This is a genomic window from Salinimonas profundi, from assembly GCF_014750655.1.
GTDB lineage: Bacteria > Pseudomonadota > Gammaproteobacteria > Enterobacterales > Alteromonadaceae > Alteromonas > Alteromonas profundi_A.
Genome location: NZ_JABBXD010000014.1, coordinates 25,214 through 42,078 on the forward strand (window position 1 = coordinate 25,214; position 16,865 = coordinate 42,078).

The following is a 16,865-nucleotide window of genomic DNA, read 5'->3' on the forward strand; positions in this document are numbered from 1 at the left end:
TGATTATAGCAATATCTATCTTGGCCGGAGGCGTCATGCGTTTTTCAGTCGACACTTACTACGCGTTTACCCGTCGGGGCGCTGGTGGTAATCCCGCTGGTGTTTGCCTGTGTGATGCCTTTCCCGACGATACCAGCATGCTGGCGATAGCCAAACGAATGGGATTTTCTGAAACTGTCTTTGCTACCCGGTTTGCCGAAGGTTTTAGGGTGCGATACTTTTCACCCGCCGCGGAGGTGGCATTTTGCGGACACGCCACCCTGGCGCTCGGCAAAGCACTGGCTAAGAAATATGGCGATGGTGATTTCGCACTGCAGCTCAACAATGCCCATATTGATGTCAGCTGTACAGGCGCTACAGCCACGTTGTGCAGTCCGCCCGCCTCATCCAAACCACTCGACAGGGATATCCTGAGCCGCTATCTGACAATATGCCAACTTACGGATAAAGATCTGGCGATCTCCCTGCCTTGCGGGCTGGCCTTTGCAGGCAACCACCACCTTATACTTCCGCTACGTTCAGGCAGCGAGGTAGACAAGGTGTCCTATGATTTTGACGCTGCAAAGGCGCAAATGCTTAAAGACAATATCCTGACGCTGGTGCCGCTGTATGTCTCCGGTAGCGAAGTCTATATGAGAAATCTGTTTGCAGCCGGTGATGTATATGAAGATCCGGCAACCGGTGCGGCGGCTGCAGCAATAAGCGGCTACTTACGCGATCACAATGTATTGAAATACAACAGCGACGGTTATGCCACCCTGTCCTTTAAGCAAGGTGATGCCATGGGTCAGCCCTGTTCACTGAGCGCGTTGCTTTCATCCACGCCAGACACCTCTGTGCATGTCAGTGGTGAGGTTGTTGGCCCAATAAGTGACCCGGTTATAATCTAAATATTATTTAATTCGGTAGCTAACTGTATGCATAAGTAAAGCGACAGACGTTTGCTGTCCAGACAGGTATCTTTAGCCACCGAGTATGATTGAAGCCAGAATCTATCTTTACATTCTTTTCGGCGTAGCGATTATTGCAGCTGTTGCGCTGGAGAATCGGCTGCGCCACAGCCTGATCCCCTTTCCGTTGGTCTATGTTCTGCTGGGCTGGGGCATGTTCAGCCTGCCTCTTGGGTTGCCATCAATTGACTTTTTAAACAATGATACGCATTCATTATTTGGTGAGTACCTGACAGAGTTCCTGGTCATCGCATCCCTTAGCGCCGCCGGCACCGCGATAGACCGGCCGTTTTCGGTACGCTGCTGGAACCAGGTGTGGCCACTCCTTCTGATCACAATGCCGTTAAGCATCATTATGGTGGCACTTTTTGGCTGGTACGGGATGGGCCTGACGGCGGCATCTGCCATTTTACTGGGGGCGGTATTAAGCCCCACCGACCCGGTGTTGGCAGGCTCGGTACAGGTCGGCCCGCCCGGTGAATCCAACCGTAACGATATCCGTTTTAGTCTGACCGTGGAGGCTGGCGCCAACGATGGTCTGGCGTTTCCCTTTGTGCATTTAGCCATTGCGGCGGTCGGTATGGCATCACTGGGTAACTGGACCATGCAATGGGCGCTGGAAGATGTATTGTGGCGCGTAGGTGCCGGCCTTGCTGCTGGCTACATTTTCGGAAAATTTGGCGCCTGGTATTTGTTTACCTACCTGGCCAAACAGGAAGATGAAACCAGCGCGCAGAATCACCCGCTTTCCTATAGCAGTGAAGGCGTGGTAACACTGGGCGCACTGCTTTGTTCCTACGGCATGGCTGAAGCCATTCATGGCTATGGTTTCCTGGCAGTTTTTGTCGGCGCGGTTACTACGAAGCAGGCCCAGCCTGACCACGGTTACCACACTAAAGCGCATTCTTTTATGGAACAGATCGAGCGTGTACTACTGGTGATTATTTTGCTCATTCTTGGCGCCTTTGTTGCGCGCGGTGCGCTGGATGATCTTACCTGGCAGGGTGCACTACTGGGTGTGCTCATTGTATTTTTAATCCGCCCGCTGGCCGGCATGATTGGCCAGGCCCGGTGCGATTTCCCAACCTTCGGCAGGCTGACAATTGCCTTTATGGGTGTGCGTGGCATCGGCTCACTCTACTATTTATTGTATGGTCAAAACCACGGGCAATTTGGCGACATCTCCGTTATCTGGTCGGCAGTGATGTTCACCGTACTGCTGTCCATTGTTGTCCACGGTGTTGCCGCGCCTCTTCTTATGGCTAAAGCTGAACGTAAAGCCGCCCACACGTTCAGAGAGAAGACATTTGTTGAGGGCGTGAAAGGCGATTAGGACCACAAAAAACTATAATTTTTCGCGCTATTTTGCCTTAGATTTTTTGATGCAAAAAAAGTAAAAAATTGCGTTGTATTATTCAGACTTCAACTCTACAATCCGCCGGAATTTTAACCACATGGCGCAATCGTCGCCATCAAAAAAGTAGAGTAGTACGTGGATACCCTTGAGTTCATTCAGATACGAAAATTTATCGTTAAGCTGGGCAAAATGCTGCATAAGTACGGAACCCCGGCTTTTCGTCTGGAAGCGTATCTGACTGAGGTAGCGACCTATCTTGGGGTTCGCTCAGCGTTTATTTCCACACCCACCTCGCTGACCTTCGTACTGTGGAGCGACCGCCACGAAGATGAATACAACTCTGCGGTGCGCTTGCAACCGGGAGAGCTGGATCTTAATGCACTATCGCGCACTGACGAGTTAGCTTTTGCGTTACTGTCCGGCAAGTTATCGCTGTCTGAAGCCGATAAGAAGCTGGATGAGATTGATGCGATGCCCAGCCCCTATGGCAAACTCATCACCTTTTGTGCGTTCGGTCTGGCAACCAGCGCCTTTGCCATGCTGATGGGCGCCAGCGTATCGGAAATTGCCTGGTCCGGCTTACTGGGTTTACTGACCTATATCTGGTGCTTGTGGGCAACCCGGTCAAAACGCGTCAATCTGATGCTGGAGCCGGTCACTGCTTTTGTTTCCGGTCTGGCGACCAGCGCTATTGGCAGCTTTTTAGATCCGGGGATCAATATCCCATTGATAGTGCTCTCGTCAGTCATCATTTTGGTGCCTGGTCTGGCCCTGACCATGGGCTTGGCAGAACTGGCCTCCCGCAATATGGTCTCAGGGACGGCGCGGGTGATGGATGCACTGATGCAGTTATTTAAACTGTATTTTGGCGCCTTTTTAGGTGTCGCCAGTGGCTTTGCCCTGTTTGGCGCCAATAATTATGAGCCGGCCCCCTCATTGCCTTACTGGGCCACCTGGTTATCAGTGCTGTTACTGTGTATTGCATTGATCGCGATTTTTCGCACGCGTCCGAAGCATATCATCTGGGGCATACTTGCCTCCTTCGTGGCTTATGGCGCCACCGTAGGCAGCTCTCAGTTTATGGACCAAAATGTAGCTACGTTTATCGGTGCGTTTGCGCTGGGTGTTTTTTCCAATGTATTCACTCGCGTTGCCAACCAGCCAGCGACCATTGTCAGTATGCACGGTTTGATTGTGTTAGTCCCCGGCTCTAAAACCTATATCGGTCTTAACTCTTTCATTTCCGGTCAAAATTTTGTTCAGGCCGACCACATTGGACAAGATGTTTTCCTGATCTTCATGTCACTGGTGGCCGGGCTGATTTTCGCTAACGTGGTGATGCCAACCAAAAAAGCCCTTTAATCAGCTTAAAAGCTTTATCAGCGCTTTACCCAGGCGTACGTTGAGTGCGCCTGCCGCCACTGCCTCGGCTGAATTTTCCACAAAGCGCGCCGTCAGTGAGCCGCTGATTTGATTCGCAATTTCATCGCTGGCCAGATCGAAAATGCTCTGTGCGGCCAGGTTTTGCGCCAGTATGGTCATTAATCGCCAGTTTCCTGTCGTAGCGGGTCGTAGTCCATACACCTGCGCCACCCTGCGCACCATACGCAGGCTGATCCACAAAATGGCCAGTGTCTGAATAAGATGGTTGGGGCTGACAAAGGCCAGACTACCACTGACCATCGACTCTCTGCGCACCACTTCACGCGCTCTGGCGGCAACAGGCTCATCTACCACCCGCTCATAAAGCCGGACTGTCTCTTTTGCGCTCATATGGTCCTGCACACTGTGTTGATACTGACGAAAACGATGCGCGGCAAAGCTTTCTTCAGAAAATGTGGCAGCATGTTTTTTTAACGCTTTTAGTGCCTCTTCGTGAGAGGACTGTGCCAGCTCGGCCAGATCCGGCGTTCGATGCAGGTATTTATTCACGGCCCGATAGCCGCGAATCTCGCGGGTGACCAGCCATAGCAAGCAGCCGCAAAAAGCACTTAACACAACCGCAAGTACAATACTTAACACCGGTGACTCGGCATAAGCACTTTGCAGATACCAGATAGCATCGACGATGCTAAATGCAAATAATGCCAGTAATCCAAGCAGCAGCGTCAGCGTAAACAGGGAGAGCCGTCCACCCTTTGCATCCGGCTGCCACTCCTGCGCAGTAAATTTTTCCGGCATCGCATGCGTTGGCGGCGCTTCATCCACTTCGCGCTGCTGAACCTTGGCACGATACGGGGATACTGAATCACTCATGACCATCTCCTAATAAAAACTGTAACAACCGGTCCAGTCCTCTGCCGCTGAGTATTCGGGGCAGATAATCGTCCGGCACACTGGCAGGCAACACCGGGAAATGCTCCTGTGAGGACATCGCAGAAAGGCTTTCAGGCAGCGGTTCAAACTCAGCCTCTATGTACTGACCCGCCTTACCGCGGTATCGCAAACTACTGGGCGTACTGCCCGGATCGGTGGCCTGCAGTGCGCTTACTAAAAAGTGCTCAAAATGCACCGGCTTATCTTTTATTTTTGCTACCGCGCCTTCGGTAATCTGTTTCAGCAGCACCAATAGATCGTCATGGTATGCGGCAGGGAGCAAGTCCGATTTTGCTGCTACAAACGCAACTTTACTAATCGCCTGCTGGCGCAGAATGTTGCGGCTGAACCAGCCACTTTCACCATATGAGAACACCTCCGCCAGATAGCTCAAGGTTTCCTTGAGCTGATATAAGTGCTGCTTGCTGTGATTAAGCCCCTCAAACAAATCAATCAGAATAATCTGCTTATCGGCCTGACGAAACGTCCGGCTCTTTAACGGCGTCAGCCACTGCTTCTGGAAATAACGGTAATTCTTATCAAACAACTTCGTCCAGGGATGCGTCACATCACTGCTGACACTTGAAGGCAATGGTGTGAAGCCATATGAGCGCCAGTCAAACCCGGTATCGCCTAATAAAAAACTGCCCGGTTGTAACAGGGTGATGCCGTTTTGCTTGGCGTACAGCAAGTAGTTGCGATATTGCTCCACAAGCATTTCCACGCGTTCCGGCTCCGGCGGCTGGTCAAAGTCAAACTCTGCCACCACATCATGCCATTGCTCCGCATAATCGCGCTGGGGCCTGTTCATTTGCTGCGCCCACGCCGAATCTGACCATTGCGTAAAGGGTTTGGTCAGCATCGGCAAGTCTGTCAGCCACTCCCCCGGGTAATCGATAAACTCGAAGACCACATCGGTATAGGGAAGTAAGTGCTTCTTAACCCCACTGGTTTCTCTAAGTCTGACCAAAACCTTAAACCCGTAAACATCTTCGGTGGGACTTGGCCACGCTTTTTTGCCCAGCGCCTCAATATGTTGTTCCACGGGAAACATTTCAAAGCCATCTATAGGCTCAATCCACATGTGTTCGACCAGCTCAGCAGGCAAGTATTCTAATAATGGCAGACACTGATAACCGCCTTCGCTGCGATACTTAAGCATTGTCATCAGGCTGGTGAACAACGTCGACTTGCCACTGCGACTTAACCCGGTGATCGTAAAGCGGTGATGCTCTTTTAAAAACCAGTCAGCCCAGTGATTATTTTTTGCCGGATTAAACCATTGTGTAATCAATACTGCTCCTTTTTCTTCCTGCCAGTTATTAATGTGCCTGCGATATAAACAGTTTCAATACATTTTAATACTTTGTTACATCATTTCCGGCGCGTTTGCGTATGCACTCTTCAGATGCCTTCGTAATATGTTTCTGATTTTATAGGAAAAGCGATGACTACCACCCACGTTTGTTTACTTAATGATAGCGTCACTTCAGTACTGACACCGGTTATCGATCCCTCTATTCCCAGTGACGCGCTGATTATCGCAGGAACAAGCGACTACGAAAGTCATGCTCAGCAACTTATACGCCTGGCGAAAACTCGCGGCTTCAAAGCAAGTTATTTTTGTTTACCCGATACAGCGAAAACCGCGCAAATCAAGGATGCCTTTCTTGAGCTTTTTTCGCGTGTTTGCGAATCAGGCGAAGGTGAAGTCTGGCTGAATGCCTCAGCAGGTGACAGGTATCATGTACTCGCCGCTTTTGAGGTTGCGCGCGCATACGACTGCCCGGTCTTTGTGGTTGAGCCTGCCCAGGATGAACTGTACTGGCTGCATCCTGAAGACAGGGCGCCTACCCCCATTGATGACCGGCTAAAATTGCATGAATATTTTACCCTTTTCGATGCCACACTCACCGGGCAGGAAAATACGCAGGGAGTAAGCAAACCTGTCAGAGAGCTTGGTGAAAGCTGGGCAAAGGATATAGAAGAGTGTGCGCATGCCCTAAGAGCCCTGAATTACCTGGCCTCTGAGGCTGGTGAATCGTTACGGGTACCGATGGAGCAGCAACACCGGGACGATACGACCCTAACCAGCATGCTATGGGAACTTGAAGCGCTGGACTATGTCAGGATTGATAACAATACGCTGATATTTTCCAATGAAAAGGCGCGCTTTTTTTGTAACGGCGGCTGGCTGGAAGAGCATACCTATGCCGTGCTTAATGGTGTCACCACGCAGGTTAAAAGTATTCAGGACGCAGCCCATGGCGCGCAAATCACCCGAAAAATTAACGGTAAAACGCTAAGTAACGAACTGGATGTTATCGCGCTGGCCAATAACAAATTACATATTATCGAGTGTAAAACCCAGTACATGGAAGCGCTGAGCAGCACTAATACGCTTTATAAGCTGGATTCACTCAATGAGTTGTTAGGTGGTCTTGAAGGCCGCGCCGCGCTGGTCACCTATTTCGATGTCACCCCGTCTGCCAGATTACGAGCGACTGAGCTGGGTATCAGAATCTTCGGATCTCAGGAAATTCCTCAGTTAAAGCACCATCTGGCGAACTGGCTGGAGCAAGCATAAGCGCTGTACTGATGGCCGAAGTGATGAAAAATCTGCTAAGGTAAATGCCGGATAAACAGATTCAGTCGCCACTTAAAAACAATGCTAAAAAAAATATTTCTTATGCTGGCTGTGCTCATTGCAGCAATGATTACGGTCATTCTTATTCGCGGCGCGTTGTTTACGCCTTCGCCTGACGAACACCATGAAACCATTTCAGATAATTATTCGCTGCCTGCGGCAAATCAGGTTGCTACCCATCTGGCACAAAGTATTCGTTTTAAAACATTATCTGAACAAGCAGCCCCTATCGACGCGCAGGCATTCGCTGGGTTCAGAAAATGGCTGGCTGAGACTTATCCGGCAACCCATGAGGCGCTGACGCTGCATGTAATCAATACGCACACCTTATTGTTTCATTGGCAAGGAAGTCATTCTGACAAACCACCCGTCCTTTTGTCGGCACACTATGATGTGGTGCCGGTCAATCCGGACACTGAAAGCAAGTGGACACACCCTCCTTTTGCCGGCCATATTGATGAGGAAAAGCGGATTTGGGGCCGCGGCGCGCTGGATGATAAAAGCGCGGTAATCGCACTCATTGAATCGGTAGAAGCTGCACTCAGTCAGCAGTTTACGCCCAAAGCAGACGTTTATATCGCATTTACCCATGATGAAGAGCTCGGTGGTAATGCCGGCGCCAAGGCAGTAACTGCATGGTTTCGCGACAATAATATCACGCCAGCATGGTCACTGGATGAGGGCTCCTTTATGCTGGATGGATTAGTGCCGGGGCTGGATAAGCCCATCGCCAGTATCAATGTTGCCGAAAAAGGCTTTTTAACGCTTCGGCTTAGCGCTGATGGCGCTGGCGGGCACAGTTCTATGCCACCGGCACAAACCGCAGTAACCCGGATATCCCGCGCCGTGGTTGCGGTGCAAGATGCCCCAATCCCTGGTGGTCTTAGCGGTGTCACAGGCCAGATGTACACCAGTATTGCCCGGCATATGTCCTTTGATAAACGAGTCCTGTTTGCCAATCGCTGGCTGTTCAGCCCGGTTATAGAAACTGTCGTGGGTCAGTCGCCTAGCGGAAATGCCATGCTCAGAACCACGACAGCACCTACCATGATGAGTGGCAGCATCAAAGCCAATGTACTGCCGGAAACGGCAACCGCGACCATCAATTTCAGGGTTCATCCGCGTGACAGTATCGAAGGCATAGTGGACTGGGTAAAACAGGCTGTTAATGATGATAGTATTTCAATTGAGATAACCGAAGCGTTCCCTGCATCTACCGTAGCACCCGCTGACAACGCGGCGTTTAGTTTACTTGCTGCAACAGCCCGACACGTTTTTGCAGATACAATAGTTACGCCGGGCCTGACCGTAGCGGCAACTGACAGTCATCATTATGCCACGTTAACCAATGCTTACCGGTTCAATCCGATGATAATTTCCGGTAGCGATCTGGATGGTTTTCACGGCACCGATGAGCATATCACGACTGACAACATGATGAATGCGGTTAGCTTTTACAGCCACTTTCTCAGGCAGCTGTAAAAGCTGCCTTATTAGTGCCGTAGTGTGTTTGTAATAACAGGTGAAAACAGTAACCCAGCGTAAGACTCATAATCAGCATTTCGCCACCATCCTCGAGTATCGCGAAAAATGTGTTCCCCCATGGAACCATTATATGAACCATATCAATGACGATGCCAAAAAATGCGATGGCTGCCACCAGCGCTAGCAACCGGTGTGTAACTCGCCGGGCGTAGGCTCCCGCTTTAAAATAAGTAACAGCCAGGAAACTAAACAGAAATGTACCGGCAATAGCAGTAACGAGTAGCTCACCAAAATCCTGTGCCCGCAATCTGAGCGCCGGCTGGATATCAAGATTAGCTACCAGATAGCTACCACCCGCCTCGTGAACCTTTAAAGAGTCATCCAACAGCATATATCCGAAAATAAACATCCATGCTAGCAGCACGGCAGCTTTATGGCGCATAAACAGCAACGCCAGTAAACATATGACCCAGAATATTTTGAGGTACTGAAAGACTTCTGCATAACCGCGATCACGGGTGATCAAAAAGTGGGGATGAGAAACCAGATCAAGTTTAAATGCCAGGTGGGCCATTATGAAACCTAAATCCGATAACACCATGAGACCAATGATTACTGTTATCGGAAAGCCGAAACGCCATTGAGAGAACATCATGCAAATCCTATTGCTTTATAATTATCATATTGTCATAAAAATATAACATGTTTCTCACAGTTAAGATCACAGACTTTTCACCTTAGTGTTCTTTTCCCTGACCATTTTGGCAGTGCGCTGGAAGGTCAGATCAAGTCGCTCAAAAATGCCCTCAATAAGCGTGAGATGCGCGGGGCCATTAGCGTCCTGCCTGACCTGAGCTAAAACTGAATCGCACATTTGTCTGAAACGTTCTGTGGTTTTACCCTTGGCAGCATCAATAAACGTGTCAGCCAGTACATATTGCCAGTGCTTCAGAATAACGGATAAATCCTTGTCCGTTACAGTCTGCACCAATGTTCGCACCCGAATAGAGGTATGGCCCAGATTTAAGCCTGTCAGGCCCAGGTCGGTAATGACACGGGCATCACTGGCCGCTTCTTTATCGTAACTGGTGAGCCGGAGTAACCGGTCGCCCATACGGGCATTATACCAGTGCGCTGGTGTATCCTGTTCAATCAGGCGCTGCAGATCACGCCGTGTAGCATGCAGCAGTCGCCGCTGCATTGTTTGTACGCCGGGTCCGGTAATCAGCCGGAAAATCCAGTAAAGCAAACTTACCCCTGCCACAATAGCGAATGCTGCACTTAGCGTGTAATCCACAGACAAAGGTCGTGTCATATCGTTTGCAGGTTGTACCAGCAGGGTGAAAGGGATACAGAACCCCAGTCCGTAAGGCAAGGTGGCCCGCTGCGAGATCGCCATGAGCCCCAGAAAGTATGGTGCACTAAGCACCAATACCAGCAAGCCGTAATCGCCACTGCTCTGGGCCAGTAAGTTCAGCGCGTAGAAGATAGCTACCGGTATTGCCACCGCGACCCCTACCAGCATGCGTTTGAGCGACTGTTTCACTACAGCTGGCGACATCCTTGCAAACATTATCGAGAAAATAACCGGCATAATCATGACCATAATAGCAGCCGGTGATCCGGTATATAGCCACAGTAATGCGCCGCAGTTAAACACCAAAAACGTACGCAGACCGGTTGCCAGTCCTATCAGCGGATCGCGATAGGGTCGGTGTTCTGGTGCTTTAAGTACCGACGCATGGCCTTTTATCAGTGTGTTGTAGGCGCGCAAAATGAGAACAATTTCAGACAACATTTCATGCGCAGTTTTTAATAACCGGGCTTCAAGGGGAGTTACTGTCTCTGTTTGTTTGGATATTTTCAGAAGCTTGCGGCGCTGGGCCTGAGCCAGTTCATAACAGGTTTGATAATCAGACGTTTCGGCAATTTTTTTCAGGTCGCTGCGCAGTACATCAAGCAACTCATTCAATGTGCCTGATAAGACTTCCGGGTGATTGCGCTGCAGCCTGCCGAAAATCTGAATCACCGCGACCACTGACAGGGTTTTATTACCAATAACACTGGCGGCGCGCGCCCTGCCCGGTCCCTGCGGCCCTTCATAGGCAACCGCACTGGAATCATCGTTCAGTGCTGCCAGTGACTCCAGTATTTCATCAATGCACTGATGCCGGCTTTCATGTGAACCTTCCGGATCAAGTTCGAGATTGACGTAATGCAGGGTGCGGTTTATGACGGTTTTTGCCTGATTTTGTAACGAGGTTTTCAGCCGCTTGGGAAACACCAGCAGACTCACTGTCATAGCACACAGGGCGCCGACAATTATCTCGGTAATACGTGCCTGAGAAATATTGAAAATGGTCTGGTTGGTAGCCAGTTCCGGCGTCGACATGGTGAGCAGCACGATAATACAGGGGGTGACACTGGCCATGGCAAAAAAGTAAATAAAGTTAACGCGCCGGACCATGGCTGACAACGATGAGTTGAGCGCCAGCCAGACCGCCAGCACGCCCATCGCAGGCACTGGCGCAGCGTGCAGGTAGTTAAGTACAAACATACCAAACACGCCGCCCAGCAATGTACCGGTGATCTGGCTGACGGTTTTTTCCACCACCAGCCCGCCCTCAGGCCTGACCTGTAAAAAGACGGCAGAAACAACCGCCCAGTAAGGTTTTTCTAAATTGAAGTACAACGAGATGTAAAGCGCCATGGCCATCGACAACACGCCTTTAAATGCAAAGAGCACGCTGTCTTTTGAAGGCGTAAGATACGTCGCCGCTAACAGGGGCAGCTGCATGATTACTGCTCGTTTAAGTGGATAGAGGCCGTGGTGCCTGCCACCAGCCTGACATTATCAGGCACCGGGTCCAGTTCAATATCGACGGGCACCCGCTGCGCCAGCCTCACCCAATTGAAGGTTTGCTGTACTTTGGGCAGCAACTGCTCATTACGATGGATATTTGTATCAGCAATGGCTTCGCCAATACTTACGACTTTACCTGTTAAAGGCTGCTCATTACTCATCAGCCGGATTGTCGCCCGCTGCCCTTCGTGGATAAGAGATAACTTGGTTTCCTCAAAGTAGCCGGTCACATAAAACGAGCCTTTTCTGACCAGCGAGAGCACTGGTTTTCCCTGACTGACGTAATTGCCTTCGCGCAAGTCGAGATTCACAATGGTTCCTGCATGCGGGGCTTTTACACGCGTGCGCTGCAGATTCAGCTGCAGCGTGTTCAGTTTGGCATTTGCCAGATTGTACTCGGCGCGGGCGGCTTCGGCATTCATGCGCGTAATTTCCAAATCTTCCTGACTGATAGTGTTTTCTTTCGCCAGTCCTTTGCGGCGCTGATATTCATGCTGGGCAAGTTGCCATGCCAATTCTTTGGCTTCACGGGCGGCACGCTGTTCGTTGATAGCAGCTTCGTAGCGCGCATCATCAATGGTAAACAGCAGCTGACCCTTTTCTACTTTTTGATTATCACTGACGGATAACCCAGTGACCCATCCCGATACATCCGGAGAGATAGTGGTTATCTGAGCCTGTACTCTGCCATCACGTGTCCAGGGAGCGTGTAAATACCGGTCCCATACCCACCGACCGGCCAACACGGCCATCGCCACGATTATCAGGGTTACAATAATTCTTATCACCGTGCCCATAGCCGGCTAACCTCCTGCAATTAATACCACTGCTGCCAGATAGCAGATGAACAGACTGACCTCACACCATGCGGGTCGCCATAGTTTTTGATACACGCCCGCTTTTACCAGTGTCAGGCGTGTGATCACAGATATCAGAAATGCCACCGGCAGATAGACAATTAGTGGGCTGAACAGCATGCCCCCCAATGCTATTTCAGTCAGCATTGGCATTCTCCCGCTCAGCACAATGCCCTGTTACGTTTCGATCGGCTCTCATCGTTTCACCATCAACTGATTAAATCGTGCATTGCTTCAATGCCGGGCAGCTGATGCTCCGGCTGATAGAACAAGCGATTCAAACGCCCCAGGAAATTTACACCACGGCCCGGCTTATTCGGCTTTTGTCGCCGCTCGCTAGTGGTTTGCATAAACTCCCAGGCTTGCAAATTCATACCTTTTATATCTTGCTCGGTGGCACCATGATTTAATACCGTCGACAAAATTCGTTCTGTTTTACTTTCGTTAATATTGAGGATCTCGTCGCGGTACAGGTCATTGAGCGGTACATTGATAACCTCCAGTGTCTGATTAATGGCATGCCATATCTCATCATGTGAAAGATACGCATCACGAGGCGCATAATAGCCGTCAATCTCCCATTCGAGTTCAGCATTACTGACGGCAATCGAGCTTTCCAACTGCTCACATAAAGACAGGTCGGGTTTAGCACCGATATTGTATGCATCCACAGAAAGCGCCACACAGACTACAATATCGCCCAGTTTGGCAGGGTTGTAATACAGCGCTTCGAAAGCCGCTCGCTTCACGCCCATCCAGCCGTGAACACACGCGGGCTGCTGAACAAAATGCCTGACATCATCCGGCAAATCCTCACCGTAGCGTTCAATAAACAGGGGCAACGGATCCTGTGTCGGGTCATCATTGGGCATCCAGACCTCATATTCCTGTCTGTCGTCACCCTTGCCCCGACTTTTTATGCCAAATGACAGGTTCACCGGTCTGCATATACTGCGATCTTCATCTACCCGGTGAAAGTATTCCGAACGAAGCCGCTTAATAAACGGCGCACTGGTATCTGCTAGCGCAGCAGTGGGATAGCGGTAGCCGACCTCACTATTGATGACATCGGTCAGCCCGGGGATCCGCGCTCTGAGCTTTTCACGTACATTTTCCAGTACGCTGAGCTGCGGCACAATGATGCTACGCTCTGGTTCAATGGTCAGCCGCTGGCCGGATGGACTATAAAATTTTGGTGTTTTATGAAATTCATATCCCGATAACCCCATATTTTCCACCGTTTGATTACGGTAAGTGGCCAGTTCGGCGAACAGAACACTGTGGTCCCGAATATGTTTTAAAAGCGGGCGATGCGCCATACATACTTCCTACAAAAAATGGCGCAAACGGTATGTCAGTTTGCACCGTTAATGGTTATCACGCTGATTTGCTTTGTATTTACTTATACCGAGTTTTTTCACGATCCGATTTTTTGTTGAGTGCCAATGATTTTTTGGCCGGGTCGGGGCGTTTTGAATAATGTCATCAAACGGGATGCTGTTTGCCTCAAGCGGTTTTACATGTGCACAGAACAGGGTATCAAGATGCAGAGCAGCCACTCGCTTTAATGAACGCCGGTACTGGTTGGGATGGCACACCGGATAAGGCGGACACAATTGCCCTTTTACTTTTACCAGCAAGTCCGCCACGTACATTTTTCGGGAAACGGTGTGTAAGAGGGACAAATCATGATTGGTATGACCCGGTGTATATAGCACCTGCCAGTCTGAAAACCCCGGCAGCGACTGTGTATCATCAAGCAGAAGGTCTGGCTTCAAGATGGGCGAATACCAGGTCATTCGCTTACCCTTGCCCAATCGCTCAGCCACCCAGTACATCAGTGCCACATCAATAATATGCGCGGCACGCCCCATTGCACCGGCATACCACCTGGCGGCTTTGGGATGCGCTGCAATCTGTGCGCCTGTCAAATCGCGCAGCTTATGCGCTCCGCCGGCGTGATCCGGATGCATGTGCGTCACCACCACCAGCTTTAAATCGGTTAAGGGGCGTGACAGGGTGTCGGTGATGTACTCACATACCATGGTCACATCGGCGCGGGAACAGCCATCAAGCAGCAAAAGCCCGCCGGCATCCTCAATTAAGAAGATGTGCTGGATATAACCGTGCAGTGTATGTATTTGCATGATGCTTATGTCTTACCAGAACCGTTTGCTACGCTAGCAAAATACGGCTGGTAAGACCATAAAAAACACGCTTAAGAATTAGTCCTAGTAACTGTACTGCACGCTCACCATGTAATTTCTGGGACGGCCCGGAAAGTATCGGTCACCGGAAAATGATGAATAGTCTGCCCGCTCAGCATAACGTTCATCCGTGATATTATTTACTCTGGCGAACACGGTGAGAGCGTTTGTCAGTGCCCAGCTGCTACGCAAATGAAACAAATCGTGCCCTTCGTATGCGTGCAAATTTTCCGGATCGGTGTAGTAGTCAGAGACATGCTGCCACTCCAGCTGCACCCGCGCCGCTTCTGTTACCTGCCAGCCCAGACGGGTATTAATCAGGGTATCCGGCGCAGTATCAATATCGTTGCCATTAATATTGATATCGTTCAGCACTTCATCATACTCGTAGGTATGACTGGCATAAGACGCGGCCACAGCCAGGTCCCATTGGGCTGTCAGTTGCTGCATAAATTCAAGCTCAATGCCCTGATGGCGGGTTTCACCATCAGATACCGTAAAAAAGTCACTGTCACGGAAGATGACATTCTCTTTGTCCATGCTGTAGGCGGCAAGCGTGAATCGCGTGCCCTGATACTGCCCCTTAAGCCCGGCTTCAATACTGGTCACCGTTTCCGAATCCAAATCGGCCACCTGCTGATCCCGCTGTAACCGATAAAGTTCTGTGGCCTGAGGCGCGCGATACCCCCGGGCGATATTGCCATAGATAGTCAGATTATCATTGAGTGTGTAGCTGGCTCTTAATTTGGGTGAAAAATTTGAATAGTCATCACTTGAGCTAGGCGGACGCGCGTAGCGACAGCCACCCATCGGGCAGCTTGTACCATCAGCGCGGGTACGGCCAGCCGGCAGGTAGTTGGTGTAGTCGTATTCCATCGATTCAAACCGGGCGGCGGCGGTGACCTGCCAGGCCTCGTGCTGCCAGGTCAGGGCTGCAAACGGCGCAATCATCGTGGCATCGACATCGTAGTCGTAATGCAATCCTTCAGGCACGGTGGCCACCAGAAATGCCGAGCCCTGGGTTGGACCATCCTGGAACTGACTCAGACTACCTTCGGTATATTCTGCATCAATACCCGCCTGTAATTGCCATTGCTGTGACAAGTCATGCTGGTACAGCGACTGCACACCCACGCCTTGCTGGGCATTTTTCTCAAGGGGCTGTCCGGGCAAAAAGTGCATCAGAAAATCCATACTCTGATCACGATAGTACGGGGTTATGACCAATGTATCACCGTTATCCATTGACCATTGTGCTTTACTCCAGATGCGCAGCGCACGATTTTTACGAAACGCCTCCGGGTCGCCATTTTGCTGCGCCAGCGCTTCATTTTTATAGCTTTGGAAACCTTCTATATAGCCGGCAGTATCCTGATCTAAATTGGTATAGGTCAGACCGCTGGTTAATGTGACATCGGAAAATTCATAACGATGGCGCAGATTGACTTTTTCCTGATGGACACTCTCGTTTTCACGATAGCCACTATCGCGGGTAATACTGGCGTTAATACCAATACCACTGGTGCCAAAATCCTCGCCATGTCTGAACTTATAACGGCTATACCCATATGAGCCATAATCCACACCCAACAGCCCTGCATCCCGGGTGACATCCGGGGTGATAACATTCACCACGCCATGAATGGCGTTTGAACCATATAACGCCGACCCCGGCCCTTTGAGCACTTCAATTCGCTGCGCCATCTCGGTATGTGCTTCAAACAGTTCATTGATATTGCAGAACCCGGCCGCCCGCAGCGGAATATCATCTTCTGCGGTAAGCAGACCACCACACGCTCCTGCGCCGGTAAATACCTGTGAGCGTAATGCTGGCAAATACTCCTGCCCATTTCCCCGCTGCACGCCTGCTCCGGCAACAAACTTTAATACTTCCTCGATATGCATGGGGGCTACCAGCGCGAGCGTGTTTTCGTCTACATCGCTGACGATAATACCTACTGGAGATGGCTGGGCGATACGGTTGCCAGTAGTGACAATGGTTTCGATAGATTCATCACTTTGCTGTGCAATGACAGCACTAACAGGTAGCAGTGAGGTGCTTACTGCAAAACACAGTGTGGCGGGCAGTCTGGCCGGCATAAATAAAACAGTCCTTCTTTTTGTCGGTAGCTTGGTAACGCAATACAGCGCACACCTTATAGGGTGTAAGTATGCTGAAAGTT

The 16,865-nt window shown here is 50.4% G+C and carries 14 protein-coding genes; 5 read left to right on the forward strand and 9 right to left on the reverse strand.

Translation table 11 applies throughout. From position 1 onward, the window contains the following. Window positions 1–35: 35 nt before the first annotated feature. The 3 genes from HHX48_RS17130 to HHX48_RS17140 all read left to right on the forward strand — a co-directional run bounded on the left by HHX48_RS17130 (window position 36) and on the right by HHX48_RS17140 (window position 3,669). Window positions 36–890 (forward strand): PhzF family phenazine biosynthesis protein, encoded by an 855-nt coding sequence (locus HHX48_RS17130; RefSeq protein ID WP_191026557.1) that lies wholly within the window; start codon window positions 36–38, stop codon window positions 888–890. Between the two features lie 85 nt (window positions 891–975). After that, a complete protein-coding gene (locus HHX48_RS17135) occupies window positions 976–2,283 on the forward strand; it encodes a cation:proton antiporter (RefSeq protein ID WP_191026558.1) in 1,308 nt (435 codons plus the stop codon). Window positions 2,284–2,442: 159 nt separating this feature from the next. Beyond that, window positions 2,443–3,669 (forward strand): threonine/serine exporter family protein, encoded by a 1,227-nt coding sequence (locus HHX48_RS17140; RefSeq protein WP_191026559.1) that lies wholly within the window; start codon window positions 2,443–2,445, stop codon window positions 3,667–3,669. Here HHX48_RS17140 and HHX48_RS17145 read toward each other — a convergent pair whose 3' ends face one another. Next, window positions 3,670–4,563: a YcjF family protein gene (locus HHX48_RS17145; RefSeq protein ID WP_191026560.1), complete on the reverse strand. Its 894-nt coding sequence runs from the start codon at window positions 4,561–4,563 to the stop codon at window positions 3,670–3,672. Next, entirely contained in the window at window positions 4,556–5,917 is a 1,362-nt protein-coding gene (locus tag HHX48_RS17150) for a YcjX family protein (RefSeq protein ID WP_191026561.1), read from the reverse strand. The genes HHX48_RS17145 and HHX48_RS17150 overlap by 8 nt, the downstream gene beginning before the upstream one ends. A gap of 153 nt (window positions 5,918–6,070) precedes the next feature. On the opposite strand from HHX48_RS17150, the gene HHX48_RS17155 reads away from it, so the two are divergent. After that, window positions 6,071–7,210, forward strand: a complete 1,140-nt coding sequence (locus HHX48_RS17155) for a Card1-like endonuclease domain-containing protein (RefSeq protein WP_191026562.1) — start codon at window positions 6,071–6,073, stop codon at window positions 7,208–7,210. 81 nt (window positions 7,211–7,291) lie between these two features. Beyond that, on the forward strand, window positions 7,292–8,752 hold the full coding sequence (locus HHX48_RS17160) for a M20 family peptidase (RefSeq protein WP_191026563.1): 1,461 nt from the start codon (window positions 7,292–7,294) through the stop codon (window positions 8,750–8,752). On the opposite strand, the gene HHX48_RS17165 is transcribed toward HHX48_RS17160, so the two are convergent. The 7 genes from HHX48_RS17165 to HHX48_RS17195 form a co-directional block, all read right to left on the reverse strand. After that, window positions 8,739–9,410, reverse strand: a complete 672-nt coding sequence (locus HHX48_RS17165; RefSeq protein WP_191026564.1) for a hypothetical protein — start codon at window positions 9,408–9,410, stop codon at window positions 8,739–8,741. The genes HHX48_RS17160 and HHX48_RS17165 overlap by 14 nt on opposite strands. A 66-nt stretch (window positions 9,411–9,476) precedes the next feature. After that, entirely contained in the window at window positions 9,477–11,552 is a 2,076-nt protein-coding gene (locus HHX48_RS17170; protein ID WP_191026565.1) for an FUSC family protein, read from the reverse strand. Between the two features lie 2 nt (window positions 11,553–11,554). Further along, entirely contained in the window at window positions 11,555–12,415 is an 861-nt protein-coding gene (locus HHX48_RS17175; protein ID WP_191026566.1) for an efflux RND transporter periplasmic adaptor subunit, read from the reverse strand. A gap of 6 nt (window positions 12,416–12,421) precedes the next feature. Further along, window positions 12,422–12,622, reverse strand: a complete 201-nt coding sequence (locus HHX48_RS17180) for a DUF1656 domain-containing protein (RefSeq protein WP_191026567.1) — start codon at window positions 12,620–12,622, stop codon at window positions 12,422–12,424. Window positions 12,623–12,684: 62 nt separating this feature from the next. After that, window positions 12,685–13,794, reverse strand: coding sequence for a hypothetical protein (locus HHX48_RS17185; protein ID WP_191026568.1), 1,110 nt, complete (start codon window positions 13,792–13,794; stop codon window positions 12,685–12,687). Window positions 13,795–13,842: 48 nt separating this feature from the next. Further along, on the reverse strand, window positions 13,843–14,622 hold the full coding sequence (locus HHX48_RS17190; protein ID WP_191026569.1) for an MBL fold metallo-hydrolase: 780 nt from the start codon (window positions 14,620–14,622) through the stop codon (window positions 13,843–13,845). Between the two features lie 84 nt (window positions 14,623–14,706). Then, window positions 14,707–16,782 (reverse strand): TonB-dependent receptor, encoded by a 2,076-nt coding sequence (locus tag HHX48_RS17195; protein ID WP_191026570.1) that lies wholly within the window; start codon window positions 16,780–16,782, stop codon window positions 14,707–14,709. Window positions 16,783–16,865: the final 83 nt, after the last annotated feature.

Excerpts from the sequence above, each read along its gene's own strand:
- HHX48_RS17130 (WP_191026557.1), top strand. The coding sequence starts at position 36 with ATGCGTTTTTCAGTCGACACTTACTACGCGTTTACCCGTCGGGGCGCT.
- HHX48_RS17135 (WP_191026558.1), top strand. The coding sequence starts at position 976 with ATGATTGAAGCCAGAATCTATCTTTACATTCTTTTCGGCGTAGCGATT.
- HHX48_RS17145 (WP_191026560.1), bottom strand. The coding sequence starts at position 4,563 with ATGAGTGATTCAGTATCCCCGTATCGTGCCAAGGTTCAGCAGCGCGAA.
- HHX48_RS17155 (WP_191026562.1), top strand. The coding sequence starts at position 6,071 with ATGACTACCACCCACGTTTGTTTACTTAATGATAGCGTCACTTCAGTA.
- HHX48_RS17160 (WP_191026563.1), top strand. The coding sequence starts at position 7,292 with ATGCTAAAAAAAATATTTCTTATGCTGGCTGTGCTCATTGCAGCAATG.
- HHX48_RS17165 (WP_191026564.1), bottom strand. The coding sequence starts at position 9,410 with ATGATGTTCTCTCAATGGCGTTTCGGCTTTCCGATAACAGTAATCATT.
- HHX48_RS17170 (WP_191026565.1), bottom strand. The coding sequence starts at position 11,552 with ATGCAGCTGCCCCTGTTAGCGGCGACGTATCTTACGCCTTCAAAAGAC.
- HHX48_RS17175 (WP_191026566.1), bottom strand. The coding sequence starts at position 12,415 with ATGGGCACGGTGATAAGAATTATTGTAACCCTGATAATCGTGGCGATG.
- HHX48_RS17180 (WP_191026567.1), bottom strand. The coding sequence starts at position 12,622 with ATGCTGACTGAAATAGCATTGGGGGGCATGCTGTTCAGCCCACTAATT.
- HHX48_RS17185 (WP_191026568.1), bottom strand. The coding sequence starts at position 13,794 with ATGGCGCATCGCCCGCTTTTAAAACATATTCGGGACCACAGTGTTCTG.
- HHX48_RS17190 (WP_191026569.1), bottom strand. The coding sequence starts at position 14,622 with ATGCAAATACATACACTGCACGGTTATATCCAGCACATCTTCTTAATT.
- HHX48_RS17195 (WP_191026570.1), bottom strand. The coding sequence starts at position 16,782 with ATGCCGGCCAGACTGCCCGCCACACTGTGTTTTGCAGTAAGCACCTCA.